Origin of the sequence: Sphingomonas sp. T1, from assembly GCF_902506585.1 — a bacterium.
Taxonomy (GTDB): domain Bacteria; phylum Pseudomonadota; class Alphaproteobacteria; order Sphingomonadales; family Sphingomonadaceae; genus Sphingomonas; species Sphingomonas aerolata.
In genome coordinates, this window is record NZ_LR733875.1 from 3,632,844 (window position 1) to 3,654,052 (window position 21,209).

A 21,209-nucleotide genomic window follows, 5' to 3' on the forward strand; every position below is an offset into this window, starting at 1 on the left:
CGATCTGAACGAGCGGTTCGAGGCTCCGGATATCGACATCATCATACAATATAATCTGGCTGAGATTATAATCATCCGCACCTGACAAAAGCTAACGCGCACTGCTCTGCCGAGTTGGTGACGTTCCTCTGGAACGCACCCAGTGATGTCGTTGGTGGTGTGGACTCTCAAGCGTGAGGTAAGGGCAATTCGTGGATGCCTTGGCATGTACAGGCGATGAAGGACGTGGCACGCTGCGATAAGCGCGGGTGAGCTGTGAGCAAGCTTTGACCCCGCGATTTCCGAATGGGGAAACCCACCTATCCCGATTAATCCGAACTGTGTGGTAACGCGCAGCTTGGGTTAATTAGGTTAGGTATCACTTAGCTGAATAAAATAGGCTTCGTGAAGCGAACCCGGCGAACTGAAACATCTCAGTAGCTGGAGGAAAAGACATCAACCGAGATTCCGTTAGTAGTGGCGAGCGAACGCGGACCAGGCCAGTGCCTGAATTTCAACTAGTAGAAGTCTCTGGAAAGTGACGCCATAGCGGGTGACAGCCCCGTATACGAAAGTGAGAATTCAGGACTCGAGTAGGGCGGAACACGTGAAATTCTGTCTGAACATGGGGGGACCACCCTCCAAGCCTAAATACTCGTACATGACCGATAGCGAACTAGTACCGTGAGGGAAAGGTGAAAAGCACCCCGATGAGGGGAGTGAAACAGTACCTGAAACGGATTGCCTACAAGCAGTTGGAGGGCTTTTATGGCCTGACAGCGTACCTCTTGCATAATGGGTCTGTGACTTAATGTATCAAGCAAGCTTAAGCCGATAGGTGTAGGCGCAGCGAAAGCGAGTCTGAATAGGGCGCCAGAGTTTGATGTATTAGACCCGAAACCCGGCGATCTAGGCATGACCAGGATGAAGGTGCAGTAACATGCACTGGAGGTCCGAACCGATTAACGTTGAAAAGTTACCGGATGAGTTGTGTTTAGGGGTGAAAGGCCAATCAAGCCGGGAAATAGCTGGTTCTCCGCGAAAACTATTGAGGTAGTGCCTCGCACGAACACCTTAGGGGGTAGAGCACTGGATGGGCTAGGGGGTCGCGAGATCTACCAAACCTAACCAAACTCCGAATACCTAAGAGTGATATGCGGGAGACAGACGGCGGGTGCTAAGGTCCGTCGTCAAAAGGGAAACAGCCCTGACCTACAGCTAAGGCCCCCAAATCGTATCTAAGTGGGAAAGCATGTGGGACTTCCAAAACAACCAGGAGGTTGGCTTAGAAGCAGCCATCCTTTAAAGAAAGCGTAACAGCTCACTGGTCTAAACAAGAGGTCCTGCGGCGAAGATGTAACGGGGCTCAAGATACGTGCCGAAGCTTAGGGTGTGCCACTTATGTGGTACGCGGTAGCGGAGCGTTCCGTAAGCCTGTGAAGCGATCTGGTAATGGGTCGTGGAGGTATCGGAAGTGCGAATGCAGACATGAGTAGCGATAAAGAGGGTGAGATGCCCTCTCGCCGAAAGACCAAGGGTTCCTGCGCAAGGCTAATCCGCGCAGGGTGAGCCGGCCCCTAAGACGAGCCCGAAGGGGGTAGTCGATGGGAACCACGTTAATATTCGTGGGCCTGGTGGTGTGTGACGGATCATGTGTGTTGTCATCCCTTATCGGATTGGGATGGCTTCGAAATGGTTCCAGGAAATAGCCCCACCGTATAGACCGTACCCGAAACCGACACAGGTGGTCAGGTAGAGTATACCAAGGCGCTTGAGAGAAGTGTCCTGAAGGAACTCGGCAAATTGCCTCCGTACCTTCGGAAGAAGGAGGCCCTCACTATGCGCAAGCACTTTGAGGGGGCACAGGCCAGGGGGTAGCGACTGTTTAGCAAAAACACAGGGCTCTGCTAAGTCGGCTTCAAGACGACGTATAGGGCCTGACGCCTGCCCGGTGCCTGAAGGTTAAGTGGAGGGGTGCAAGCTCTGAAATGAAGCCCAGGTAAACGGCGGCCGTAACTATAACGGTCCTAAGGTAGCGAAATTCCTTGTCGGGTAAGTTCCGACCTGCACGAATGGCGTAACGACTTCCCCACTGTCTCCAGGACATGCTCAGCGAAATTGAATTCTCCGTGAAGATGCGGAGTACCCGCGGTTAGACGGAAAGACCCCGTGCACCTTTACTGCAGCTTCAGAGTGGCATTAGGAAGAAACTGTGTAGCATAGGTGGGAGGCTTTGAAGCATCGGCGCCAGCTGATGTGGAGCCATAGGTGAAATACCACCCTGTTTGTTTCTGATGTCTAACCTCGTTCCGTAAGCCGGAACAGGGACCCTCTGTGGCGGGTAGTTTGACTGGGGCGGTCGCCTCCTAAAGAGTAACGGAGGCGCGCAATGGTGGGCTCAGGACGGTCGGAAACCGTCTGTTAGAGTGCAATGGCATAAGCCCGCCTGACTGCGAGACTGACAAGTCGAGCAGAGACGAAAGTCGGTCATAGTGATCCGGTGGTCCCTCGTGGAAGGGCCATCGCTCAACGGATAAAAGGTACGCCGGGGATAACAGGCTGATAACCCCCAAGAGCTCATATCGACGGGGTTGTTTGGCACCTCGATGTCGGCTCATCACATCCTGGGGCTGGAGCAGGTCCCAAGGGTTTGGCTGTTCGCCAATTAAAGTGGTACGTGAGCTGGGTTCAGAACGTCGCGAGACAGTTTGGTCCCTATCTGCCGTGGGCGTCGAAATTTGAGAGGAGTTGACCCTAGTACGAGAGGACCGGGTTGAACATACCTCTGGTGTACCAGTCGTTCTGCCAAGAGCGCAGCTGGGTAGCTATGTATGGACGGGATAACCGCTGAAAGCATCTAAGCGGGAAGCCTCCCTCGAGATAAGATTTCATAGAGCCGTCGGAGACCACGACGTTGATAGATCGGATGTAGAAGTGCGGTAACGCATGGAGCTAACCGATACTAATTGCTCTATTCGCGCTTGAGAGTCTCACACCATCAATGACAACACTGGGGTAACCCAGCGTCATGACGGTGCGGATGATTAAGACGACGCCAGATTGCCAATCCCCTCGCCGTCGAGGGATTGGTTACAAATACCACTATACCCAAGCACGGTATCGATTTTAAAACCCTCAAGACTCGCCGCAAGGCTAGCCTCGAGGGACCCAGATATCACAGTGACGCATGTCGCACCGGCTCCATTGCCTGGTGGCTATAGCGTCGGTGTCCCACCCGATCCCATTCCGAACTCGGCCGTGAAACCCGCCTGCGCCAATGGTACTATCGCTCAAGCGATGGAAGAGTAGGTCGTCGCCAGGCATTGAAGCCCGTGCGACATGCATCACACGATATCAAAACCCATTCACAATCTCATCTACCCACGTCCCTAACCGGACCGTCGCGGGGTGGAGCAGCCCGGTAGCTCGTCAGGCTCATAACCTGAAGGTCACAGGTTCAAATCCTGTCCCCGCAACCATCTTGATTTGCAACACCTCCGAGGGAATACCCGCGGAGGCTTTTTGCGTTTCTAGACACACGCATAGCTCGAGCATTGACGCTAACTCGCCGCGAAGGTTNGCGGGGTGGAGCAGCCCGGTAGCTCGTCAGGCTCATAACCTGAAGGTCACAGGTTCAAATCCTGTCCCCGCAACCATCTTGATTTGCAACACCTCCGAGGGAATACCCGCGGAGGCTTTTTGCGTTTCTAGACACACGCATAGCTCGAGCATTGACGCTAACTCGCCGCGAAGGTTGATCGTCAACTTACTGTCCTCCAGTGTCAGCACTACCATCTCGGTGCGCTGAAGGCGCAGTCGCTCAAATGCCTGCGCCTTCAGCGCATCGATCGGAACGCCAGGGTAAGCTGTTCTACCTTGCCGCAATATCCGCGGCTGAGGTCGGGGTGCAGCAGTTCGGCCCCCGTGGACATGGCCTGCGTAGCGTTCTGTTCGGCGAACAGAAACTGGCGCCGCTCGTTTCAGACTTTCATGTCTCCGACCAAAATGGCCGCATCGACGCCTTTCAGGATGGCTGCCTTGGCAAAGACGATCTGCTGGTCGAGATTCGCGAGTTCGACTTCACGCTTCGGACGGGTGCTGACCGTCTCGGCCGCCAAGCGCCGGGCCTCCGCCTCATACGCTGTACAATGAACCGATATTTCCAACGACGGCGAATAGTTGCCGGGCTGCTGGCCGTCGTGGCCGGGATCGCGGCGATAGCCGGTGCTGGCCTAAGCTCGGCGGTATCGGCCCTACGCGGGTTACCTGGCCAATCGGCAACAGCGGATCCTGCGGTCATCGACGCGCCCTTCGACGAAATTCTGCCTGACGGCACGCCCAAGCAAAGGGCCCAGCTGAAGCTAATCGCCAAATCCGGTCCATACTGATCTGGATGCCTTTCACGCACAGTTCCGGAACGCACACTAACGTTCATACGTCCTGGTGTTGCTGCCGTCGATCGACCGCGCGGGGTTGGAGGCATTGCGTGTCGAGCAGGTGAAGCAGGCAGACCGTGCCTCGCGGCGGATCGTCCAGGGGCTGGCCGACGCGGCTGAGGCGCTGACACCATCACAGCGCGTCCGATTGGCTGCTCATCTCAAGGCGGTCCATCACAAGGGGGCAGGACTGTGAGCCCCTTTTTGGTTGGCGTATGCATACTGGCCGTCTCAGGCGACGCCAGCGCAGCGCCGCGCCGCTGACGTTGCCATCAAGCCAGCCCCCGATACAACGCGTCAGCGTTGCATTGCCGCGATGAACAGCTCTGCCGCAATGCCGCCCGAAAAGAGGCCGGGAATCTAAACGAACGGACGACCGAAGTTTGGGGAGCACATAGGGCGCGAACGCCCGCTTGTCGGTCAAATTTGCGAAAACGACGCCGGACTTAGGATCTGGTTGTCTATTCCGGTGGTGATTTCGCGGTCGGTAAGCCCCGGCGTCGAGATGAGCCGGCGCCAAGCGGGATCCGACCCGAAGGTACGCCAGTTTCGCTCGCGGGTCGCAAGGTCGGGAAAGGTCAGCAGGTAGGTCAGGCTCGGCAGGCGGGCTCCGGTAAGGTCCTGGGCGAAAAAGATCGGCGTCAGGCCAGTCCGACGGAATATCTCGATCTCACCGCCCGTGTCGAACATCCCGATCTTGGTCATTCCTGCCGCGTCGCTATGGCTGAAATACGTCCGGAGTTCGAATATGCGCGGCGTGTTGCTGCTCGAGGCGTCGGTCAATTCGAGCCGAGGAAAGTGAGGGAACGCGCGCATCAACTTCACTTCAAGGGACGTGTATGGCGGCGCGTCTGGCGTCGCCTTCAAAAACGACCCGGCAGCCTTCGTGTAGCTCGGATCGGCGGTGAGCCTGCCGGGCAAAGCCACGAAATCCTCGATCGAGGGATAGGGGACGAGAACATGGACGCTTGGACTTGCGGACCCGATCGCCACCGTAAATACACCCACCGGCCCGCAACCCGCGCGTCGTGCTGCTGGTATAAAGGCGTTCCTGAGATAAGCGTCCAGACGGTCCTTCATGGGGCCGTTTACCAGCCGATAGGTCCGCAGCTCATAGATCTCCAGGGTTGCTGCCGCGTCGCGGGGCTGAGCCTGAGCCTCGACAGTTGCAAGCGCAACGCCGCCCATAGCGGCACCTGCGAGCAACGAACGTCGATCAATTGGATATGCCATCATGCCCTCGCAAAGCCGTCCGGGCCAGTCGAGCGCAAGCCGCAACCGTCGTCAATCCGCGATGTCTGCCTGCTGGTGATCGACCTACGCCGACTTCGCGGCATTCCTGCGTCAAATGTGCCAGCTGGGTGGCGTCAACTGGTTCAGCGCCTTGATATAGAGATAGATGCTGACAGCGCTTAATCATCGAAAGTAGCTGTCCAGCTAACATGTAAGTGCGACCAAAGTTGGGGATCTGGGACTGGTTACCGAATGGCCGACCTCGGTCATCGCATGGCAGCGATTGGCAAGAGCCGCTGTCGAGCGCGCGGCGCAGCGGTCCCCCCTGTCGGCATAGGCGGCCAGCCGGCTTATGCAGCTGGCAGCCGATAGGGTGTACGGTAGCGGGGCGTGATTAGTCGGTTCGCTTCTGCGTCATCCCTGAACTGACCTGATGCAGCATCCCAATTCACCTTGCGGCCTGTGCGCAATGCGATGTTTCCCATCTGGCACACGATGGCGGTGTTGGACGCCGCCTCAATCGTACACGCTGGCGTGCGCGTGCGATCTTTAACGCAGGCAATGAAGTCGGCTGTGTGCCGGTCGAGCCCCTCGTCCTTGGCTTTCGTGACCGGGATCTCCCGAGTCATGGCTCTGCCATCGCTTGTTTCTGGCGTGACACGCCACTGGCCACGATCGACGACAAGGGTGCCGGTCTCGCCGACGAAGGCGACGCCGTGGTCGCGACCGCCATAGGGGCCCTGACTGATGCCGACCGCATGCTCCCATTCCACGGAATAGTCGCCAAAGTCGTAGATGGCGGTCTGCGTGTCCGGAGTTTCCATCGCAGAGCCCGGATAGCCATAGGCACCGCCAAGCGAACTGACCGAACGAGGTGCCTCTGCCTTCATGCCCAACAGCGCGATGTCCATCAGATGGACGCCCCAGTCGGTCATCAGGCCGCCCGCATAGTCCCAGTACCAGCGCCAGCTGAAGTGGAAGCGATTGGAGTTGAAGGGGCGCAGCGGTGCGGGGCCCAGCCAGCTATCATAATCGACGCCGGCGGGTGGGGCCTGATCCGGTTGGGGAACGACGCGCTTCATCCATCCCATGTACGCCCAAGCCTTGACCTTTCGGACCCGACCGATGCCGCCGGACTGAACATGCGCGATCGCGTCTGCCCAGTGCTGGTTGCTGCGTTGCCACTGACCAACCTGAACCACACGATTGTGACGCTGTTTGGCGGCGACCATGGCACGGCATTCGGCAATGGAGTTTCCGAGCGGCTTTTCGCAATATGCGTCCTTGCCCGCGGACATGGCATCGACCAGCTGAAGCGCGTGCCAATGGTCGGGCGTAGCAATGATCACCGCGTCTATCGACTTGTCGTCCAGCATCCGACGATAGTCGTCGTAGAGCTTCGGCGTGCGGCCTGAGACCTTCTTCAATTCGGCACCGCGTGCCGCAAGGACCGTAGCGTCGACGTCGCAAAGGGCTACGGGCGCCACGTCGGCCCGCTTGCACATGGCTGATAGATCCGACCAGCCCATGCCCTTGCAACCTATCAGACCCACCTGGACCTTGTCGTTCGCCGAGACTCGGCCGCGGCGCTGGGCAAAGGCCTGGCCAAGCGGCACCACGGTAGCAGCTGAGGCTGCAAGGCCGCCAACCAAGAGGGCGCGGCGGTCGAAGCTGGTGGTCATGTTGGTCCTCCCCAATCTGTCCTGACGGTATTGGTAGCGCCCAACCGCCCCTTCGCAAGACCACAGACGCAAAGGGAGTGCGCCGCAAAACGCAGTTCCAGCTCCTGAGCAGGGTCATCCAGACGAAAAGCAGTGTTCGGTCGGCCATGACCAAGAGCGTCACGCATCGTCGAAAGAATGACCCGAATGATAGATCAGTGCTCAACCTCTTTGATGGCAGTTGGGCACCCGCAAGATCTGATGCATGTTGGCCTGGTCGATGAGAATGATACCCTTCCTGACGAAGCCGCGCCTGCATTGGCGCTCCTCGCCCACGCCGACACTGACCGTGCTACCTGTAATGACGTGCTCTAAGCCATCTCCGTCTGGCTGGCGGCCGTTGCCGGTGGTTCGACGGCAGCGTTGGATCAGGCCGCCGCGCTTGCGACGGCCCTTGTCGAGGAGTTCGAGGTCGCGACGCTCACTTTCACACCAGGATTGCGCGCAAGGTGCCCAGTTCGGCGTCTTAACTTAAAACGCTACCTTGAACTGGCCGCCGATGATCCGCGGCTCGTTGATCATGCCCGTCAGGTTGTTGAAGTCGATCGCGCTGATGCTGCGATACTGGTTGGTAATGTTGCGCACGAACGCGCCGACCTCATACCCCTGCGGCGATTTATAGCCGACCTTGAGCCCGCCTTCGAGCGACGACTTGCCGGTGAACTCTACCGCTTCATACAGGAAGAAGTTGACGCGGCTGCGATAGACCCAGTCGGTATAGGCATAGACCTCGCCGCCATTGGCGAGCGGGATCCCGTAGCGCGCGGTCCAGTTGGCGATCCAGCGTGGCGCCTGGGGCAGGTCGTTGCCGTCGATCATCGCAAACCCGTTCACGATCGGATCAAGCACGGTGCAGGTCGCGCAGACCCCCACGCCGATCGAGCGATCGCGGATCTCGGTGAAGTTGTAGCTGCCGCTTGCGGTCAGCGACAATTCGGGCACCGGCCGTGCCTCGAACTCGCCCTCGACGCCATAGCCGATCGCCTTGTTCGCGCTGATCAGACGGGCCGAGTTGCTGCTGCCGCCGACCGCAGTGATCTGAAGGTCCTTGGTGTTGTACCAATAGGCGTCGAGCGAGAAGTTCACCTTCCGGTCGAGCAGCGTCCCCTTGAAGCCGCTCTCGCCCGAGAAGGTCGTCTGTTTCGGTGCGGTGCTCTGGACGCTGCCGAACGTCACGCGGTCCTGGATCGCTGGCCCTTGATAGCCGGTGGCAAGCCGCGAATACACGTTGATCGCGGGGGTCAGCTCATAGGTCGCGCTCGCGTCCCAGGTCACGTTCGAGCCACGGACTACCGCACGCGCGGGCAGTGTGTCGCTGATCCCGGTCCCGGGGATCGGTGCGGTCACGAGGTCGTTGCGATAGTCGTGCGAGTAGCGGACGCCCGCGCGCAATGTCAGCAGCTCGGTCGGCTTCGCCTCGATCGATGCAAACGCACCGTAATTCTCGTTGCGATTGTCGTGGAAGATGTCCTGCGTCAGGTCGGTCGCACGCGATCCGGTACCGCCGAACGCATAGTCATATTGATGATAGCGCAGCGTCTGGTAGAAATAATACAGCCCGCCCTGCAAGCGGATGCCGTTCATGTCCTCGCTGGCGTAGCGCAGTTCCTGGCTGAACTCCTTGGGCTTGGTGAGGCCGCCGGTGTTCGACGGGAACAGCCCGACGCCGATCGCGCCGATCGTGCCGCCCGTGAACGGGTAGCTGTTGCCGCCATCGACGTCGCCAGTGCTCTCGACCTTGGCCTGTTCATAGCCGGTGACCGAATAGAAGGTGCCGATGCCGTCGAGGTGATAGTCGAGCCGCAGGTTGGTGCCCCATTGCGTCAGGCTCTGGCTGGTATAGCCGTCGAGCGTGACGTGCTTGGGGTCGAAGCCGGTGTTGAAGTCGTTGGTGCCGGGCTTGAACAGCCCGGCGCGGAAGATGCGCGGCGAGCCCGTGAGATCACGGACGTGGACGTTCAGCAAGGCGTTGAAATCGCCGCTGGTATAGCCGAGCTGGAAGCGGCCGGCGACATCGCGGTACCCTTCGAGCTTGCGATCGGCATTGCCCGTCGTGGAATCGTTGGTGACCCAATCGTCGCGCGACTGGATCAGGCCCGATGCACGGAATGCGAAGCCGTTGCCGATCGGCAGGTTCAGCGCCGCCTCGCCGTTGATCGTGTTGTAGGTCGCCCAGGATCCGGTCGCATAGCCCGAGGCCTTGTCCGGATCCGGCTTGGCGGAATTGATCTTCACGACGCCGGCTGGCGTGTTGCGCCCGAACAGCGTGCCCTGCGGCCCGCGCAGCACTTCGACGCTTTGCAGGTCGAACACCGGGAAGGATTTCAGCATCGGATTTTCGAGCGCGACGTCGTCATACACCACCGACACCGGCTGTGCGGCGTTCGGATCGAAATCGGTATTGCCGAGCCCGCGGATGTAGAAGCGCGGGAAGGTGCGGCCGAACGAGGATTCCACCTGAAGGCTCGGCGTGCGACCAGCGAGGAACCGGATATCGAGCCCGCTTGAGTTAAGGACGTCGAGTTTCTCGCCGCTGATCGCGGTGACCGCGAGCGGCACGTCCTTCGCCGATTCGCGACGGCGGGTCGCCGTGACGACGATGTCGCCGACGCCCTGTTCGCCGGCCGGATCGCCGACGGCTTGCCCCGTCGGCGCCTGGTCCTGCGCGACGGCGGGTGTGGCACAGACGAATAACGGCGCGCTGGCGGCCAGCAGTCGGGCGATGGCAGACGTACGAACGGGCAAGCGAATCATGGATGGTCCCCCCTTGGGCTTCGAACATCCTCCTGCGTCGATCCGTGTGGCCCGGATCCGTCCCCGACCGGTAACATCACTGCAACGTGCGGCAATAGACACGATCGGTGGCGATGCATTTTTGCGGCGCACCGCGACATCTTTGCCCCAGTTGGCGCCGCAGTCATCCCCGACGATTGGTTGCGGGGAGCGCAATGGCGAAGCTATTGCGGCCCGGCAGACGCGGCGATCGTGCCGGACCGGGGAATAGATATGCGCGTGCTTCTCATCGGGCTGGGTGACATCGCTCGCAAAGCATATCTTCCGGTTCTGTCGACGCGAGCTGATCTCGACATTCACCTGGCGACGCGCGATGCAGGCGTCCTCGACGAGGTCGGCCGCTCGTTTCGTATCGGGCATCGGCACACCAGCGCTGCAGATGCGCTTTCCACCACATCCTTCGACGCCGCCTTCGTCCACGCGTCGACGCAGGCACACGGCGAGCTCGTCACGCTCCTTATCGAGAGAGGCGTCCCGACCTTCGTCGACAAGCCGCTCGCCGATAATCTCGGCGAGGTCGAAGCGCTTGTCGCCTTGGCCACGGACCGTGTCGTTCCGCTCATGGTCGGCTTCAACCGGCGGTTTGCGCCAGATTATGTCGCATTGCGAGGCATCGACGCGAACCTCATCATCCTCGAAAAGCACCGCTACCGGCAACCCAACGAACCGCGGAAGGTCGTCTTCGATGACTTCATCCATGTCGTCGATACGCTGCTGTTCCTGGCCCCAGGACCGGTCTGCCGACGCAACATCGAAACCCATGTCGTAGACGGCATGCTCCACACGATCACCCTCACGCTGGCAGGCGACGGGTTTACCGCCATCGGCACAATGCATCGCGACAGTGGGCTCGATGAGGAACGCCTGGACGTCATTGGCGGTGGGGCCCGTCACACCGTGCTGAACCTTGCTGATCGCGTCGAGACAAGCGGGACACAGCGCTTACATCGACGAGGCGATTGGGTCTCGGTAGGACAGCAGCGCGGCTTTGCGGCGATGTGCGACGACTTCCTGCTTGCGGCGCGTGAGCGAAGGCCGGTCGATGCAGCCGCAATTCTCGCAACGCATGAAATTTGCGAGGCCATCGTCCGTCACACGGAGGCGTGATTCCGGGACACGCCTCCCGGAATTTGAAGGCGTCGGCGCACAGCCCGCATCGCACCGATAAGGTCGCCCCCACTTATGTACGCCAGTGCCGACAACCGCCTAAATGGCGGCATGCAGTGGCTTAGCCGGAAACCTCATTGAATGAGTGTCCGCAGCTCGGCGGGGGAAGGCCCTGCAACGTCTGCTTGTGGGTCGTAGGTGAAAGAAGGTCGTGCGTGGCGGCAGTCCCTCGGACTGCCATGGGCCAGGTCTGTAGCGAATTGCGTTGCAGAACGACCCAAGGGTTATTGGCCGGCATTTGGACGACGCGAGTGATCGTGGTGGACCCGTCAGATGCTACGATCACCGTCACGCCGTCGCGTAAGCCCCAGAGCGGGTTGCGTGTCTTCAGGGAAGCGTCGAACGAGTCGTTGGGCGGCCCGGTCGGCTGACCTGCACGGTGTAAGGGGCCGTGCAGGAACAATGGATCGCCCTCTCGAAACAGGCGGGCGGCCCCGGCGAGCGACCCGAGCATCGCCGACCACAGGCCGATATAGACCATGTTGATGCACGATATCGGCCCCGCGCTTGCGATCGGTCAGTCTTCGACGGCAGTGTCGAGACCGCGGTCGAACATTGTCTGCCTTGTCGCACCACGCAACGGTCGAGAGGCGGGCGGCTGACTCCGGATCGCTTGGTCGCCATCGGCGTCACAATCCTGCAACAATATCATACTAATCTAATGGGGTATGGAACCGAACAGCCCCGCGCATATGGCGCGAAGGATTCTCATTGGGAGGATCGAGACCCTGAGCATCGGCCAGCCCGGTGCAGCCCTCAGCTTCGAAGGGAGGCTGGCCGCAGAGAACGGATGGACCGGGTCGTTTGCAGACCGGGTCGCGATGGAATATCGTCACTTCCTCGCGCTGGTCGCGATCAGCGATGAGCAGCTTACGCCGTCGGACGCAATTGATCAGGCGTGGCATCTGCATCTAGCCTATACCCGCGATTATTGGCACGGCCTCTGCCGCGATATCGTCGCGCGCGATATTCATCACGAGCCGACATCGGGTGGCCCCGAGCAATGCGAGCACTATCGTGACCGGTATGCGCGTACGCTCAATATATACCGGGACACCTTTGGTGCTGCGCCGCCCGCAGATGTTTGGCCCGATCCCTCCGAACGATTCTCGGGAAATTTCCAGCGGATCGACCGGACCAGAAAGGTACTTCTGGGCGCGGAAGAGGCGACGTTGGTCGGGTTCACTTGCGCCGGCCTGGTTGTCCTGATCGTTCAAGATATGGTGGCGCTGGTTGCCGTTTTCCTCCTTGCCGTCGCGATCGTCACTTGGATCCAGGGTGCGCGACTAAAGGCCGGCAGAGCTGGTCGTCGTTTCGATCTGAACTTCGACGGTGGCGCTTGCGGGTCGGACGGGTGCGGTAGCGGCGATGGCGGGTGCGGCGGGGGGTGCTCATGATCCCCCCCCCCTCTTGCAACGGGCGACGAGGAGGGGCGCGCCGCCGCCAAGCGAGACATGCGCGTCGACGGCGGTGCACGCCAGCACCAACCCGAATACTGTAAAGCTGTTCGCACTATCTTTGCTCCGGAGTGGGGCCCGCGGGATTTGCCGCCATGCGCACTGCGTCCTGATTCGCGCACGAGCGGCAGAGGTGAACGGACGTCCGCTTTCGGCTGCTCAAAGACACTGCTCCAGGAGTGGCTCTGGGTCTTTGGGATGCCGTCTTTCGAGCGGGAGTGAGCTGCAAGTTTCCAGCTGTGCAAGCGCTGGGGGGCTCGAATGCGCGCAGGTGAGGCGACTGGCCTCCTTCCGAAATGTGATCCCTAGCTTTGGGTGTCGACGAAGCTACGCTGACCGTCATGGATCTGGTCTTTGGCTGGCGCACGGCTGTCCTCACGGTGGCAGCGGCAATTTTGCTTCCGCTGGCGGTCGGCTTGTCGGCGTCGTTTCACAACCGGCTGGCCGCGCGCGCGCTCGCCGCGCTGCTGATCGTCATGACCGGCGTCTTCGTGCCCTGGCTGATCGGGTTTGCCGGCTTTTACGATCGCTGGTGGTGGCTGACCTTCGCGCCTTTCTCGAACGCGCTGCTGGTCCCGCCGCTCCTCTATCTGCACGCTTATGCTCTCGTCACCGGCCGCTGGTCGCCCGCGGCATGGCGACACCTGCTGCCGGGCGCGATCCAGTTCGCCTATCAGGCTGCCGCCTTCCTCCTGCCGACGCCGCTGAAGCATTACTGGGCGGATCTTGCTTTCACGACCGGCAATGCGATCGTCGCATCGCTGCTCGCGATCAGCTTCGTCGTCTATGGCGCGTGGACGATCCGGCTGTTGCACGGCTACCGCGACGCTCTGTCGCAAAAGCGCAGCGACGACGCGCGGTTCGCGACGGCGTGGCTCAGCCGCACCGCCGTCGCCTATCCGTTGCTGGCGATCGTCTGGGCGGGCTGGCTGCTGGTCGATGAAGCCGCTCGGCTATAGGGGGCTGATGCCGCTCTACGCCGCGATCGCGGGGTTCGCATTGTATCTCGGGATCGCAGGATGGCGGTATCTCGCGTTGCCGTTTCCGGCGCTCGACACACTGGAGCATCCGGAGGTGCGATCACCCGCCGTTCGAAACTGGCAGGCGCAAGGGGAGGAATGGGCGACGCGGATCCGCGATAACGGGTGGTATCGCGACGACGCGCTGACGCTGCGGCGGCTGGCGAGCCTGCTCGCGACCAACGAGACCTATGTGTCGCGGGCACTCAATGAGGGGCTGGGCGTCGGCTTTTCGGACTTCGTCAACGGTCTTCGCTGCGAGGACGTGGCCGCGGCACTGGCGGCGGATGATTCCCGGCCGGTCTTGGCGATCGCGCTCGACGCCGGGTTCTCGTCGAAGGCGAGCTTCAACCGCGCCTTCCAGCGGCGCTATGGTCGCTCACCGAGTGCGTATCGGGCGTCTCGCAAACGATAAATCGCATGGCATGGGCGATGATGAGGCGACGCGTACGCGCTCGGCCATGCTTGAAGGGGGTATCCATAACGTCGGAGCCGACATGACCGCATCGCCACCGTCCCGCCGCACCGTGCTCGGCGGCCTCGGCGCCACCTTTGCAGCCTCGCCGCTGCTCGCCCGGACCTCATCCAGTCCGACGCTCCTCCGCGCCGCGGCGATGCGCGAGGACGTCGCGTTACTGCGCAGGGCATATGCCGAGCTCCACCCCGGCATCCACCGTTACAATACGCCCCGGGAGATCGATGCCCGCTTCGCAGCGCTGGACCGAGCGGCGGCCATTCCCATGACGCTACGGGCGTTCTACCTCACGCTGTCGCGCTTTCTCGCGACCGTGCGATGCGGCCATAGCTATGCCAATTTCTACAACCAGCGACGCGAGATCGCCGTCACGTTGTTCGAAGCACCGGATCGGTTGCCGTTCGACTTCCTCTGGATCGGCGGCGCGATGGTCGTCACGGCCGATCCATTCGCCACGGGGATCTCGCCGGGAAGCCGCATCCTGGCGGTCAACGGCCGATCCGCGAGCGCCATTCTCGCCGCGCTCATGCCGCTCGCGCGTGCGGATGGGCACAACGATGCCAAGCGTCGCCGCCTTCTCTCGGTCCAAGGAGACGACCGCTACGAGACCTTCGACATCTTCTTCTCGATGCTGTTCGGGCAGGACCGCTATCAGCTGACGGTGGAAGACCCCTCCGGACGGCGACGTACCGCGACCGTTGCCGGCGTCTCGCTCGCGCAGCGCCGTACGACCGCGCACGCCGGCGTCGATGCGAGCGGCGAAACACCGGTCTGGACGATCGAGCGGCGCGGCGACGCCGCGCTTCTGTCGATGCCGAGCTGGGGTCTCTACGACAGCAAGTGGGATTGGCGCGGCTGGCTCGATCAGGCGATCGACCGGCTGGTCGCCGAGCGGGTGCCGCGATTGGTCGTCGATCTGCGCGCGAACGAGGGGGGGCTCGACTGCGGTAACACGCTTGCCGAACGGCTTGTGAACCGCGAGACGCCGTTCGAGGAGGTCCAGAGGCTCGTCCGCTACCGCACCGTGCCCGGGGACCTGCGGCCTGTGCTCGACACGTGGGACCGCAGTTTCGACCATCTGGGAGAGAATGCGACCAGGATCAACGACCGGTTCCTCCGGCTCGATACGCAAGGCGACCGGGTGGACCCGATCAGACGGCGCGGTACGCGTTATGAGGGCGACGTGCGCGTTCTGATCGGGCCGCAAAACAGCTCGGCGACGTTCCAGTTCGCGGATTTCGTCCGCCGCAATCGCCTTGCAACGCTGATCGGTGAGACGACCGGCGGCAACCGGCGCGGGATCAACGGTGGCTGCTTCTACTTCGTGCGACTGCCTGCGACCGGGCTGGAAGCCGACCTGCCGCTGATCGGCCGGTTTCCGACGACCCCGCAACCCGACCGGGGTGTTACGCCGGACATAGCAATCCCGATCACGCGGGCGGACATCGCGAAGGGCACTGATGGCCAGTTGATCCGCGCACTTGCGTGACGAATGGCGACGGCTCCGAGCGCCTGCGTCCGAGATGAACGAACGACCGGTGTTGGTAAGCCGGAATCACTGCGAATGTCCGGGTCTGGGGTACCGCTGCCGTAGTCGTCGCGAGGTCGACCAAGATAGAGGTCTCAGCTACCTTCATCATCATGATTGCGTGATCCGATCAGACCGCCAATCTCTGCCTCGATCAGGACAGGACCGAACTCATCGACTAGGCGCTGGATGACGCCGCGCAAACTTACCTTGAGGGTGCCTTGCTGCGCTTCCGACGGACGGGCCGGGCGTTCCGATCGGGGAGAGACGCAAGCTTAAGCCGTTTCTAGAAGTCGCTGGACCGATCGGTGGGAGAGCCGCCACCGCGTTCGGACGCGACGCGCGTCCTAAACATGACGCTGAGAACTCGCTCCTGGCTGAAATGATCAGCCGGGTCGAAGGCGCAGCGGAGCAAGCTCCAGCTTCAAATCCGGGCGGCTCTTGCAGGCAAGAGCGCGATTTGTTTGACGTAATGAACAGTTTTGAATTTATGCAGCCGGAACTGGTCCGGCTGCTCGCGACGACGGTGAGCAGTCACCTACCAGCATGCGCCATGAAAACCGAGAAGCGATCAAACTTAGAACATGAATTAGCAGCGATTTGTGGGAAGCGGGTAGGCTGATCTAAGTGTCATCTATTGGGTCTTACCAGCTGCAAAGCGGACCGGTAGCTAGCGCCCAATGCCGGACGTTCAGAGTGGCTATACGGGCAACCCATAACGGCCATTCGTTAAGCGCCATCTCTCCCGCTTCTTGTCGCCGACAGGCCATTCGCGAATGCGCAATTGGGACAGGCATTGGAAGTACGGCTGCGTCTACGGACGACTTCGCTAGGCGGCCAGCCGCATCCTGTTGCGACCCTCGTTCTTTGCACCATACAGCGCATCATCGGCTCGCCTCAGCAGCGCGTCGCAAGTCTCCCCAGGCGCCATTTCAGCCACGCCAATGCTCACCGTGACGCCCGGCGTACAGTTGTCCGTGCCGATCGCATGACGCACCCGTTCGGCGACCTTGCTTGCCGCATCCGCTGCGGCATCCGGTAACACGATCACGAATTCCTCACCGCCGAAGCGACCGAGCGTATCGCCGCTGCGCAGTTCCGCGGCAGCGCCTGCTGCCACCCTCTTTAGCACCTCGTCGCCTGTGTGGTGCCCGTAGGTGTCGTTGATGCGCTTGAAGTGATCAATATCGAACATCGCGACGGACATTGGGTGCCCGGTTTCGCGGGCGAGCAGCAACGTCTGCTCAAGCACAAAGCTGGTACGGCGCCGGTTTGCAATTCCGGTAAGCTGGTCTGTTTCGGCAAGAATTATCGCGTTGCGGGCGGCGGTCTCAGCACGAGTGCGGGCCCGTTCGATCTCGGCTTCATGCGCAACCTGGGTCGTTATGTCCTGGATAATGCCGAACAGGCCAATCGACTCATTGACGCCGTTTCGGTCAATCTCACCCTTCGAAAACACATGGCGTACCTCCCCGTCGGGGCGGACGATGCGAGCGGTGAATTCAAAACCCACGCAGTGTTCGAGGGAGCGCCCGATATGTGCCGAAACCGCATCCCTATCGTCAGGGTGATAGGCGTCTATCGCGGTGTCGAGTGACGGCGGAACGCGGTTCTCCACACCGTGAATGCGAAAGACTTCGTCCGACCATGTTATAAGCTGGGTCAACAAATCCAGGTGCCAATGACCCACGTGCGCCGCACCTTCGGCAAGCTCGAGCAACCGCAGCTTGTTCGCGTTGCTATCGATCAGCTGTTGTCTAGTCGCAAGCAAGGCGGCAATCGGCAGGGCAGCCGCGAACAGGGCCAGCAGATAGAATTGCAGAAAGATGCTACGTGCATACGCCTGACCATCAGCGATTGCCTGCGGATCAGAGCCGAAAATATGGGCCAATGAGCTGGCCGTGGCAACGATCAGCACACTTCCGGCGGCGCCAAACGGACCCATTCGCAACGCTGCCAGAAGGACTGCAAGCATCGGCAGGAAAAGCAGCGAGTAGTTGACCTGAGAGAAAGCGATTATCGACACGCTGGCCACGAGCAGAAATATCGCGATGGCTTGCGGGGCTGCTGCCAGGCCATCGCGAAACCTTTTGCGATAGAAGGCTCGGCCCGAGATCAGGATGAGCGGGGCAACGATTAGAATTCCCAGCAGATCAGTCGTGAACCACGAAAGCCAGAAGCTGATCCCGACAGCCGTTGTCGCGCAGGCGGCGATCGTCGCGCTCAACGCTGCCGCGGCCGCTGCGGCGATGCAGAACCAGACCAAGCCCTTTGGATCGGTGAATGAATCACGACGCCGCGTTCGGTTTCGTAAAAGCCATGCCGCAAATCCGGACTCGGACACGTTAGCGAGCGTGAAACCGATCGAAAGCAGGACGCCATTCCCGCCGCCGAGGTTGGCAGCGAGACTGGCCATTGCTGCGGCGCCTATGTGCCACACGATGCGATTCCGAGGTTCGACCAGTAAGGCTGCGAACAGAATGCCGCTGGGCGGCCACAGCATCGCGATCCCGTCAGCACCGCGGGTGAGGTAGAGGGACGCGAAGGCCGCCAGATAGTAACCAACGCCTGTGGCGATCGGTAGCGCTGCAAAACGTGTGAGCTCGGTTACACGGTGGGCTATTCGGTTCATGCGCAAAATGTAGGAGGCGACGGTTAACGGATCATAAGGACTGGTGTATTTTCAATCGGTTGTGAAGCCTGCTCCAAATTTGGCTCCATCGCCGATAGCGAGGTTCGGCCGGCGCGATGCGAAACAGAGCAGGCCGTCTGATCTGCGCACCCGCCCTTGGGGATGCCAACGCGGCGTTATGTAAAGATTGCGGCGCAGAACCCGCCCGCCGCGGATCTTCAGCGTCTCAAGTTGATCCAGGGCAGCGTGGGTTTCGCAAAGCGTGGGGCCACGACGGCTTCCAACTTGTTTGCTAGAAATCTAGGCAGCACGGTTGGGGCGGCGGTGCCGGGCACCGTGCTCGATGCCCGCCTCGCACGCGGACACGCTGGGGCGCCGCAACAGATTTAGCAGATGCTCGTGGACCAGGGGTCGGCGGCAAGCGCAGTGACGAGCCGGGCAGGGCTAGCGCACGGCCGGCCCCTGACGTCCCGGGGCATCCTTATGATCGCAGGCGTCACGCTGGCGTTCTCGGTGTTCGTACCGCAAGCGACGGAGGAGCACGGCGCGCCAACCTAAAGCGATGTCTGAGCGCAAGCAGCTGAAGCAGCGGCATCAAAGTCTGCCTGTGGGTCAACATCGCAAAGGCGCGCGGGCACATTCCTCCCAAGCCTATCCCTCTCGCTACCGCTCAAACAGACGCCGCAGGAACACGGTTTCCACCTCGCGCCGCAGATCGTTGTTCGGCTTTTTGAGAAAGCCGTGCCCTTCGTCGGCGAACACCACATACCAAGCGTCGTTGCCGTTTGCGCGCAGGCTCGCCACGATCTGGTCCGATTCCGATTGGGGTACACGCGGGTCGTTGGCACCCTGCATCACCAACATTGGCTTGGTGATCCGCGCGACATTCGTGAACGGCGACACCCGCGTTAGTACCGCGCGCATCGCCGGATCGCGCTCGTCGCCATATTCTGCGCGGCGATTGTCGCGACGATAGGCCTCGGTGTTCTGGAGGAACGTGTTCCAGTTGCTGATCCCGTAGCGCTCGACCCCGCCGACCAGCCGGTCCGAATAATGCGTCATGACGGCAAGGCTCATATAGCCGCCATAGGACTGACCATAAACCGCGACACGGCCTGCATCGAGGCCCGGCTGCGTGCCGATCCAGTCGAGCAGGGCGCCGATATCCTTGACCGAGTCCTCGCGCTTCACGCCATTGTCGAGGTTGAGGTAGCGCTTGCCATAGCCGTCGCTGCCGCGGACGTTGGGAAGGATCACCGTCGCCTTCAACACATCGGCAAAATATTGCGCGCCATAGTTCCAGATCGGGCGCGTCTGCGCCTCCGGGCCCCCATGGATGTCGATGATCACCGGCGTCCGCGTGCCTGCCGGCAAGCCCTTGGGCCGATAGACGAACGCCGGGACAGACAGGCCGTCGAAGGACTTGAAGCGTACGAGCTCGGGCTCGGCAAGCGTGGCGGGATCGAGTTCGCCCAGCTCCGACACGGTCCAGCGTGTCAGGCCGCCTCCGGTCACGCCCCAGCTCCACACGTCACCGGCGGAAGTGGCCGAGGTCAGGCCAATCGCCAGATTCCTGCCGTCGGGCGAAAAACTGAGCGCGGTCAGGACGCCGCGCGGCAGCACCGGTTGCGGTAGCGCGCGGCGGGTGACCCGATCCTGCACCACCACGCGCGAGAAGCCGTCCTCGTTCACGGAATAGGCGAGCACGCGCCCGTCATCCGTCAGGTCAAAGCTCTCGACGTCCCATTTCAGGTCCGGCGTCAGGACCGTCTGCGCGCCGCTGGCGATATCGATCTCGACCAGTCGGCGCGTGTCGCTGCCGGAATCGGAGATGGCGATCAGCTTTCGTCCGCCCGGCAGATAGCGTGGGTCGGCATAGACGGCAGCGTCTGCCTTCGGCGCGATCCGGTCCGCCTTGCCGGTCTTAAGATCCAGCTCGAACAGCTGGTCCTCACGGTTGGAAACGCTGCGCACAAATATCAGCCGCGCAGCGTCGGGCGCGATATCGGCGGGCGCCACCGCGCCGTCGGACTGGTAAAGCGAGCGCGGGTTGCCGCCCGCCTTTGGGTCGACCCCCAGGATTGCATAAGCGGCGCTTCCCTTGGTCGCCCGCGCCCATGCCATCAGCGCGCCATCCTTGCTGAAAACCGGCGACTGGTTGCGGGTGCCGGCTTCGGTCACCGGCGTGGCTACACCGGTGAGGCCGCGCGTATAGAGTTGAAACCACTCGTCACCGCCCGTGTCGCGCGTCATCACGAAACGATCGCTGCGGGGGATCGTCGTCGCGGCGGCAATCGGCTCGGCGCCGAACGTGATCTGTGTGCGTGCGCCACCGAGGGTTGCGACGTGATGCAATTGCTGCGTCGCGCCAAAGCGCGTGGCGATCAGCATCGAGCCGTCCGGCAGCCAATCCTCGAACTGCGCCGCCCGACTATTCTGATAGCGCTGCACCGCCTCGCGCACCTCGACGGGGATATTGGGCACGCCAGAGAGCGTGGCGCTGCCGACCTGCTGCGTCGGCACGGTCTGCGCTGCGGTTCCGGTAGCGAGCGCGAACAGCGCGACGGTTGCGACGAGAGGCTTGATCATTCGCCGGTTGTCGGTCGCCGGGCACCGTTAGGTCAAGGGCGGGTACAGCGGGTCCGCTGAATTGCTAGCGGTCTCGCGTGATCGACATCGTGATTTATCGCCCCGATTCTATCCTCAGCCGATCGGCGAACATCTCGCGTCCATCGCAGGGAGTGCGATTTGCGTCTCAACAATAGAACG

At 61.3% G+C, this 21,209-nt stretch carries 13 protein-coding genes, 2 tRNA genes and 2 rRNA genes; 11 read left to right on the plus strand and 6 right to left on the minus strand.

Features of this window, described 5'->3' with window-relative positions:
- The first annotated feature begins 168 nt into the window (after nucleotides 1–168).
- The 6 genes from GV027_RS16695 (at nucleotide 169) to GV027_RS16720 (ending at nucleotide 4,611) form a co-directional block, all read left to right on the plus strand.
- A 23S ribosomal RNA gene (locus tag GV027_RS16695) occupies nucleotides 169–2,965 on the plus strand.
- Nucleotides 2,966–3,186: 221 nt separating this feature from the next.
- A 5S ribosomal RNA gene (gene rrf, locus GV027_RS16700) occupies nucleotides 3,187–3,301 on the plus strand.
- 80 nt (nucleotides 3,302–3,381) lie between these two features.
- Nucleotides 3,382–3,458: transfer RNA gene (locus GV027_RS16705), tRNA-Met, on the plus strand.
- A gap of 101 nt (nucleotides 3,459–3,559) precedes the next feature.
- A tRNA-Met gene (locus GV027_RS16710) sits at nucleotides 3,560–3,635 on the plus strand.
- Between the two features lie 249 nt (nucleotides 3,636–3,884).
- Nucleotides 3,885–4,367: a hypothetical protein gene (locus tag GV027_RS16715; protein ID WP_159512527.1), complete on the plus strand. Its 483-nt coding sequence runs from the start codon at nucleotides 3,885–3,887 to the stop codon at nucleotides 4,365–4,367.
- A 55-nt stretch (nucleotides 4,368–4,422) separates the two neighbouring features.
- Complete coding sequence (locus tag GV027_RS16720; protein ID WP_159512528.1) at nucleotides 4,423–4,611, plus strand: hypothetical protein; 189 nt, start codon at nucleotides 4,423–4,425, stop codon at nucleotides 4,609–4,611.
- Nucleotides 4,612–4,835: 224 nt separating this feature from the next.
- Here the strand turns inward: GV027_RS16720 and GV027_RS16725 are convergent, their stop codons facing one another.
- The 3 genes from GV027_RS16725 to GV027_RS16735 all read right to left on the minus strand — a co-directional run bounded on the left by GV027_RS16725 (nucleotide 4,836) and on the right by GV027_RS16735 (nucleotide 10,123).
- Nucleotides 4,836–5,648: an NIPSNAP family protein gene (locus GV027_RS16725; RefSeq protein WP_236559272.1), complete on the minus strand. Its 813-nt coding sequence runs from the start codon at nucleotides 5,646–5,648 to the stop codon at nucleotides 4,836–4,838.
- A 350-nt stretch (nucleotides 5,649–5,998) separates the two neighbouring features.
- On the minus strand, nucleotides 5,999–7,330 hold the full coding sequence (locus tag GV027_RS16730; protein WP_159512530.1) for a Gfo/Idh/MocA family protein: 1,332 nt from the start codon (nucleotides 7,328–7,330) through the stop codon (nucleotides 5,999–6,001).
- Nucleotides 7,331–7,840: 510 nt separating this feature from the next.
- The gene (locus GV027_RS16735) at nucleotides 7,841–10,123 is read right to left on the minus strand and encodes a TonB-dependent receptor (protein WP_236559273.1); all 2,283 of its coding nucleotides are present in this window, start codon (nucleotides 10,121–10,123) and stop codon (nucleotides 7,841–7,843) included.
- Between the two features lie 252 nt (nucleotides 10,124–10,375).
- Here GV027_RS16735 and GV027_RS16740 point away from each other — a divergent pair, with 252 nt between their 5' ends.
- Nucleotides 10,376–11,269 (plus strand): Gfo/Idh/MocA family protein, encoded by an 894-nt coding sequence (locus GV027_RS16740; RefSeq protein WP_031393870.1) that lies wholly within the window; start codon nucleotides 10,376–10,378, stop codon nucleotides 11,267–11,269.
- 121 nt (nucleotides 11,270–11,390) lie between these two features.
- Here the strand turns inward: GV027_RS16740 and GV027_RS21925 are convergent, their stop codons facing one another.
- A complete protein-coding gene (locus tag GV027_RS21925; RefSeq protein WP_443029560.1) occupies nucleotides 11,391–11,843 on the minus strand; it encodes a DUF938 domain-containing protein in 453 nt (150 codons plus the stop codon).
- A 154-nt stretch (nucleotides 11,844–11,997) separates the two neighbouring features.
- Here GV027_RS21925 and GV027_RS16750 point away from each other — a divergent pair, with 154 nt between their 5' ends.
- The 4 genes from GV027_RS16750 (at nucleotide 11,998) to GV027_RS16765 (ending at nucleotide 15,769) form a co-directional block, all read left to right on the plus strand.
- On the plus strand, nucleotides 11,998–12,726 hold the full coding sequence (locus GV027_RS16750; protein WP_159512531.1) for a glycine-rich domain-containing protein: 729 nt from the start codon (nucleotides 11,998–12,000) through the stop codon (nucleotides 12,724–12,726).
- 401 nt (nucleotides 12,727–13,127) lie between these two features.
- On the plus strand, nucleotides 13,128–13,745 hold the full coding sequence (locus tag GV027_RS16755) for a hypothetical protein (protein WP_159512532.1): 618 nt from the start codon (nucleotides 13,128–13,130) through the stop codon (nucleotides 13,743–13,745).
- A 7-nt stretch (nucleotides 13,746–13,752) separates the two neighbouring features.
- Entirely contained in the window at nucleotides 13,753–14,220 is a 468-nt protein-coding gene (locus tag GV027_RS16760) for a helix-turn-helix domain-containing protein (RefSeq protein WP_159512533.1), read from the plus strand.
- An 82-nt stretch (nucleotides 14,221–14,302) separates the two neighbouring features.
- Nucleotides 14,303–15,769 (plus strand): S41 family peptidase, encoded by a 1,467-nt coding sequence (locus GV027_RS16765; protein ID WP_159512534.1) that lies wholly within the window; start codon nucleotides 14,303–14,305, stop codon nucleotides 15,767–15,769.
- An 868-nt stretch (nucleotides 15,770–16,637) separates the two neighbouring features.
- On the opposite strand, the gene GV027_RS16775 is transcribed toward GV027_RS16765, so the two are convergent.
- Together GV027_RS16775 and GV027_RS16780 are read right to left on the minus strand one after the other, a co-directional pair.
- Complete coding sequence (locus GV027_RS16775) at nucleotides 16,638–18,440, minus strand: GGDEF domain-containing protein (RefSeq protein ID WP_107934433.1); 1,803 nt, start codon at nucleotides 18,438–18,440, stop codon at nucleotides 16,638–16,640.
- Between the two features lie 663 nt (nucleotides 18,441–19,103).
- Nucleotides 19,104–21,029, minus strand: coding sequence for a S9 family peptidase (locus GV027_RS16780; protein ID WP_159512535.1), 1,926 nt, complete (start codon nucleotides 21,027–21,029; stop codon nucleotides 19,104–19,106).
- Nucleotides 21,030–21,209: the final 180 nt, after the last annotated feature.

What these genes read in the sequence shown, in the direction of transcription:
- GV027_RS16730 (WP_159512530.1), bottom strand. Translation starts at nt 7,330, where the DNA reads ATGACCACCAGCTTCGACCGCCGCGCCCTCTTGGTTGGCGGCCTTGCA.
- GV027_RS16735 (WP_236559273.1), bottom strand. Translation starts at nt 10,123, where the DNA reads ATGATTCGCTTGCCCGTTCGTACGTCTGCCATCGCCCGACTGCTGGCC.
- GV027_RS16750 (WP_159512531.1), top strand. Translation starts at nt 11,998, where the DNA reads ATGGAACCGAACAGCCCCGCGCATATGGCGCGAAGGATTCTCATTGGG.
- GV027_RS16760 (WP_159512533.1), top strand. Translation starts at nt 13,753, where the DNA reads ATGCCGCTCTACGCCGCGATCGCGGGGTTCGCATTGTATCTCGGGATC.
- GV027_RS16765 (WP_159512534.1), top strand. Translation starts at nt 14,303, where the DNA reads ATGACCGCATCGCCACCGTCCCGCCGCACCGTGCTCGGCGGCCTCGGC.
- GV027_RS16725 (WP_236559272.1), bottom strand. Translation starts at nt 5,648, where the DNA reads ATGGCATATCCAATTGATCGACGTTCGTTGCTCGCAGGTGCCGCTATG.
- GV027_RS16775 (WP_107934433.1), bottom strand. Translation starts at nt 18,440, where the DNA reads ATGAACCGAATAGCCCACCGTGTAACCGAGCTCACACGTTTTGCAGCG.
- GV027_RS16740 (WP_031393870.1), top strand. Translation starts at nt 10,376, where the DNA reads ATGCGCGTGCTTCTCATCGGGCTGGGTGACATCGCTCGCAAAGCATAT.
- GV027_RS16780 (WP_159512535.1), bottom strand. Translation starts at nt 21,029, where the DNA reads ATGATCAAGCCTCTCGTCGCAACCGTCGCGCTGTTCGCGCTCGCTACC.
- GV027_RS16755 (WP_159512532.1), top strand. Translation starts at nt 13,128, where the DNA reads ATGGATCTGGTCTTTGGCTGGCGCACGGCTGTCCTCACGGTGGCAGCG.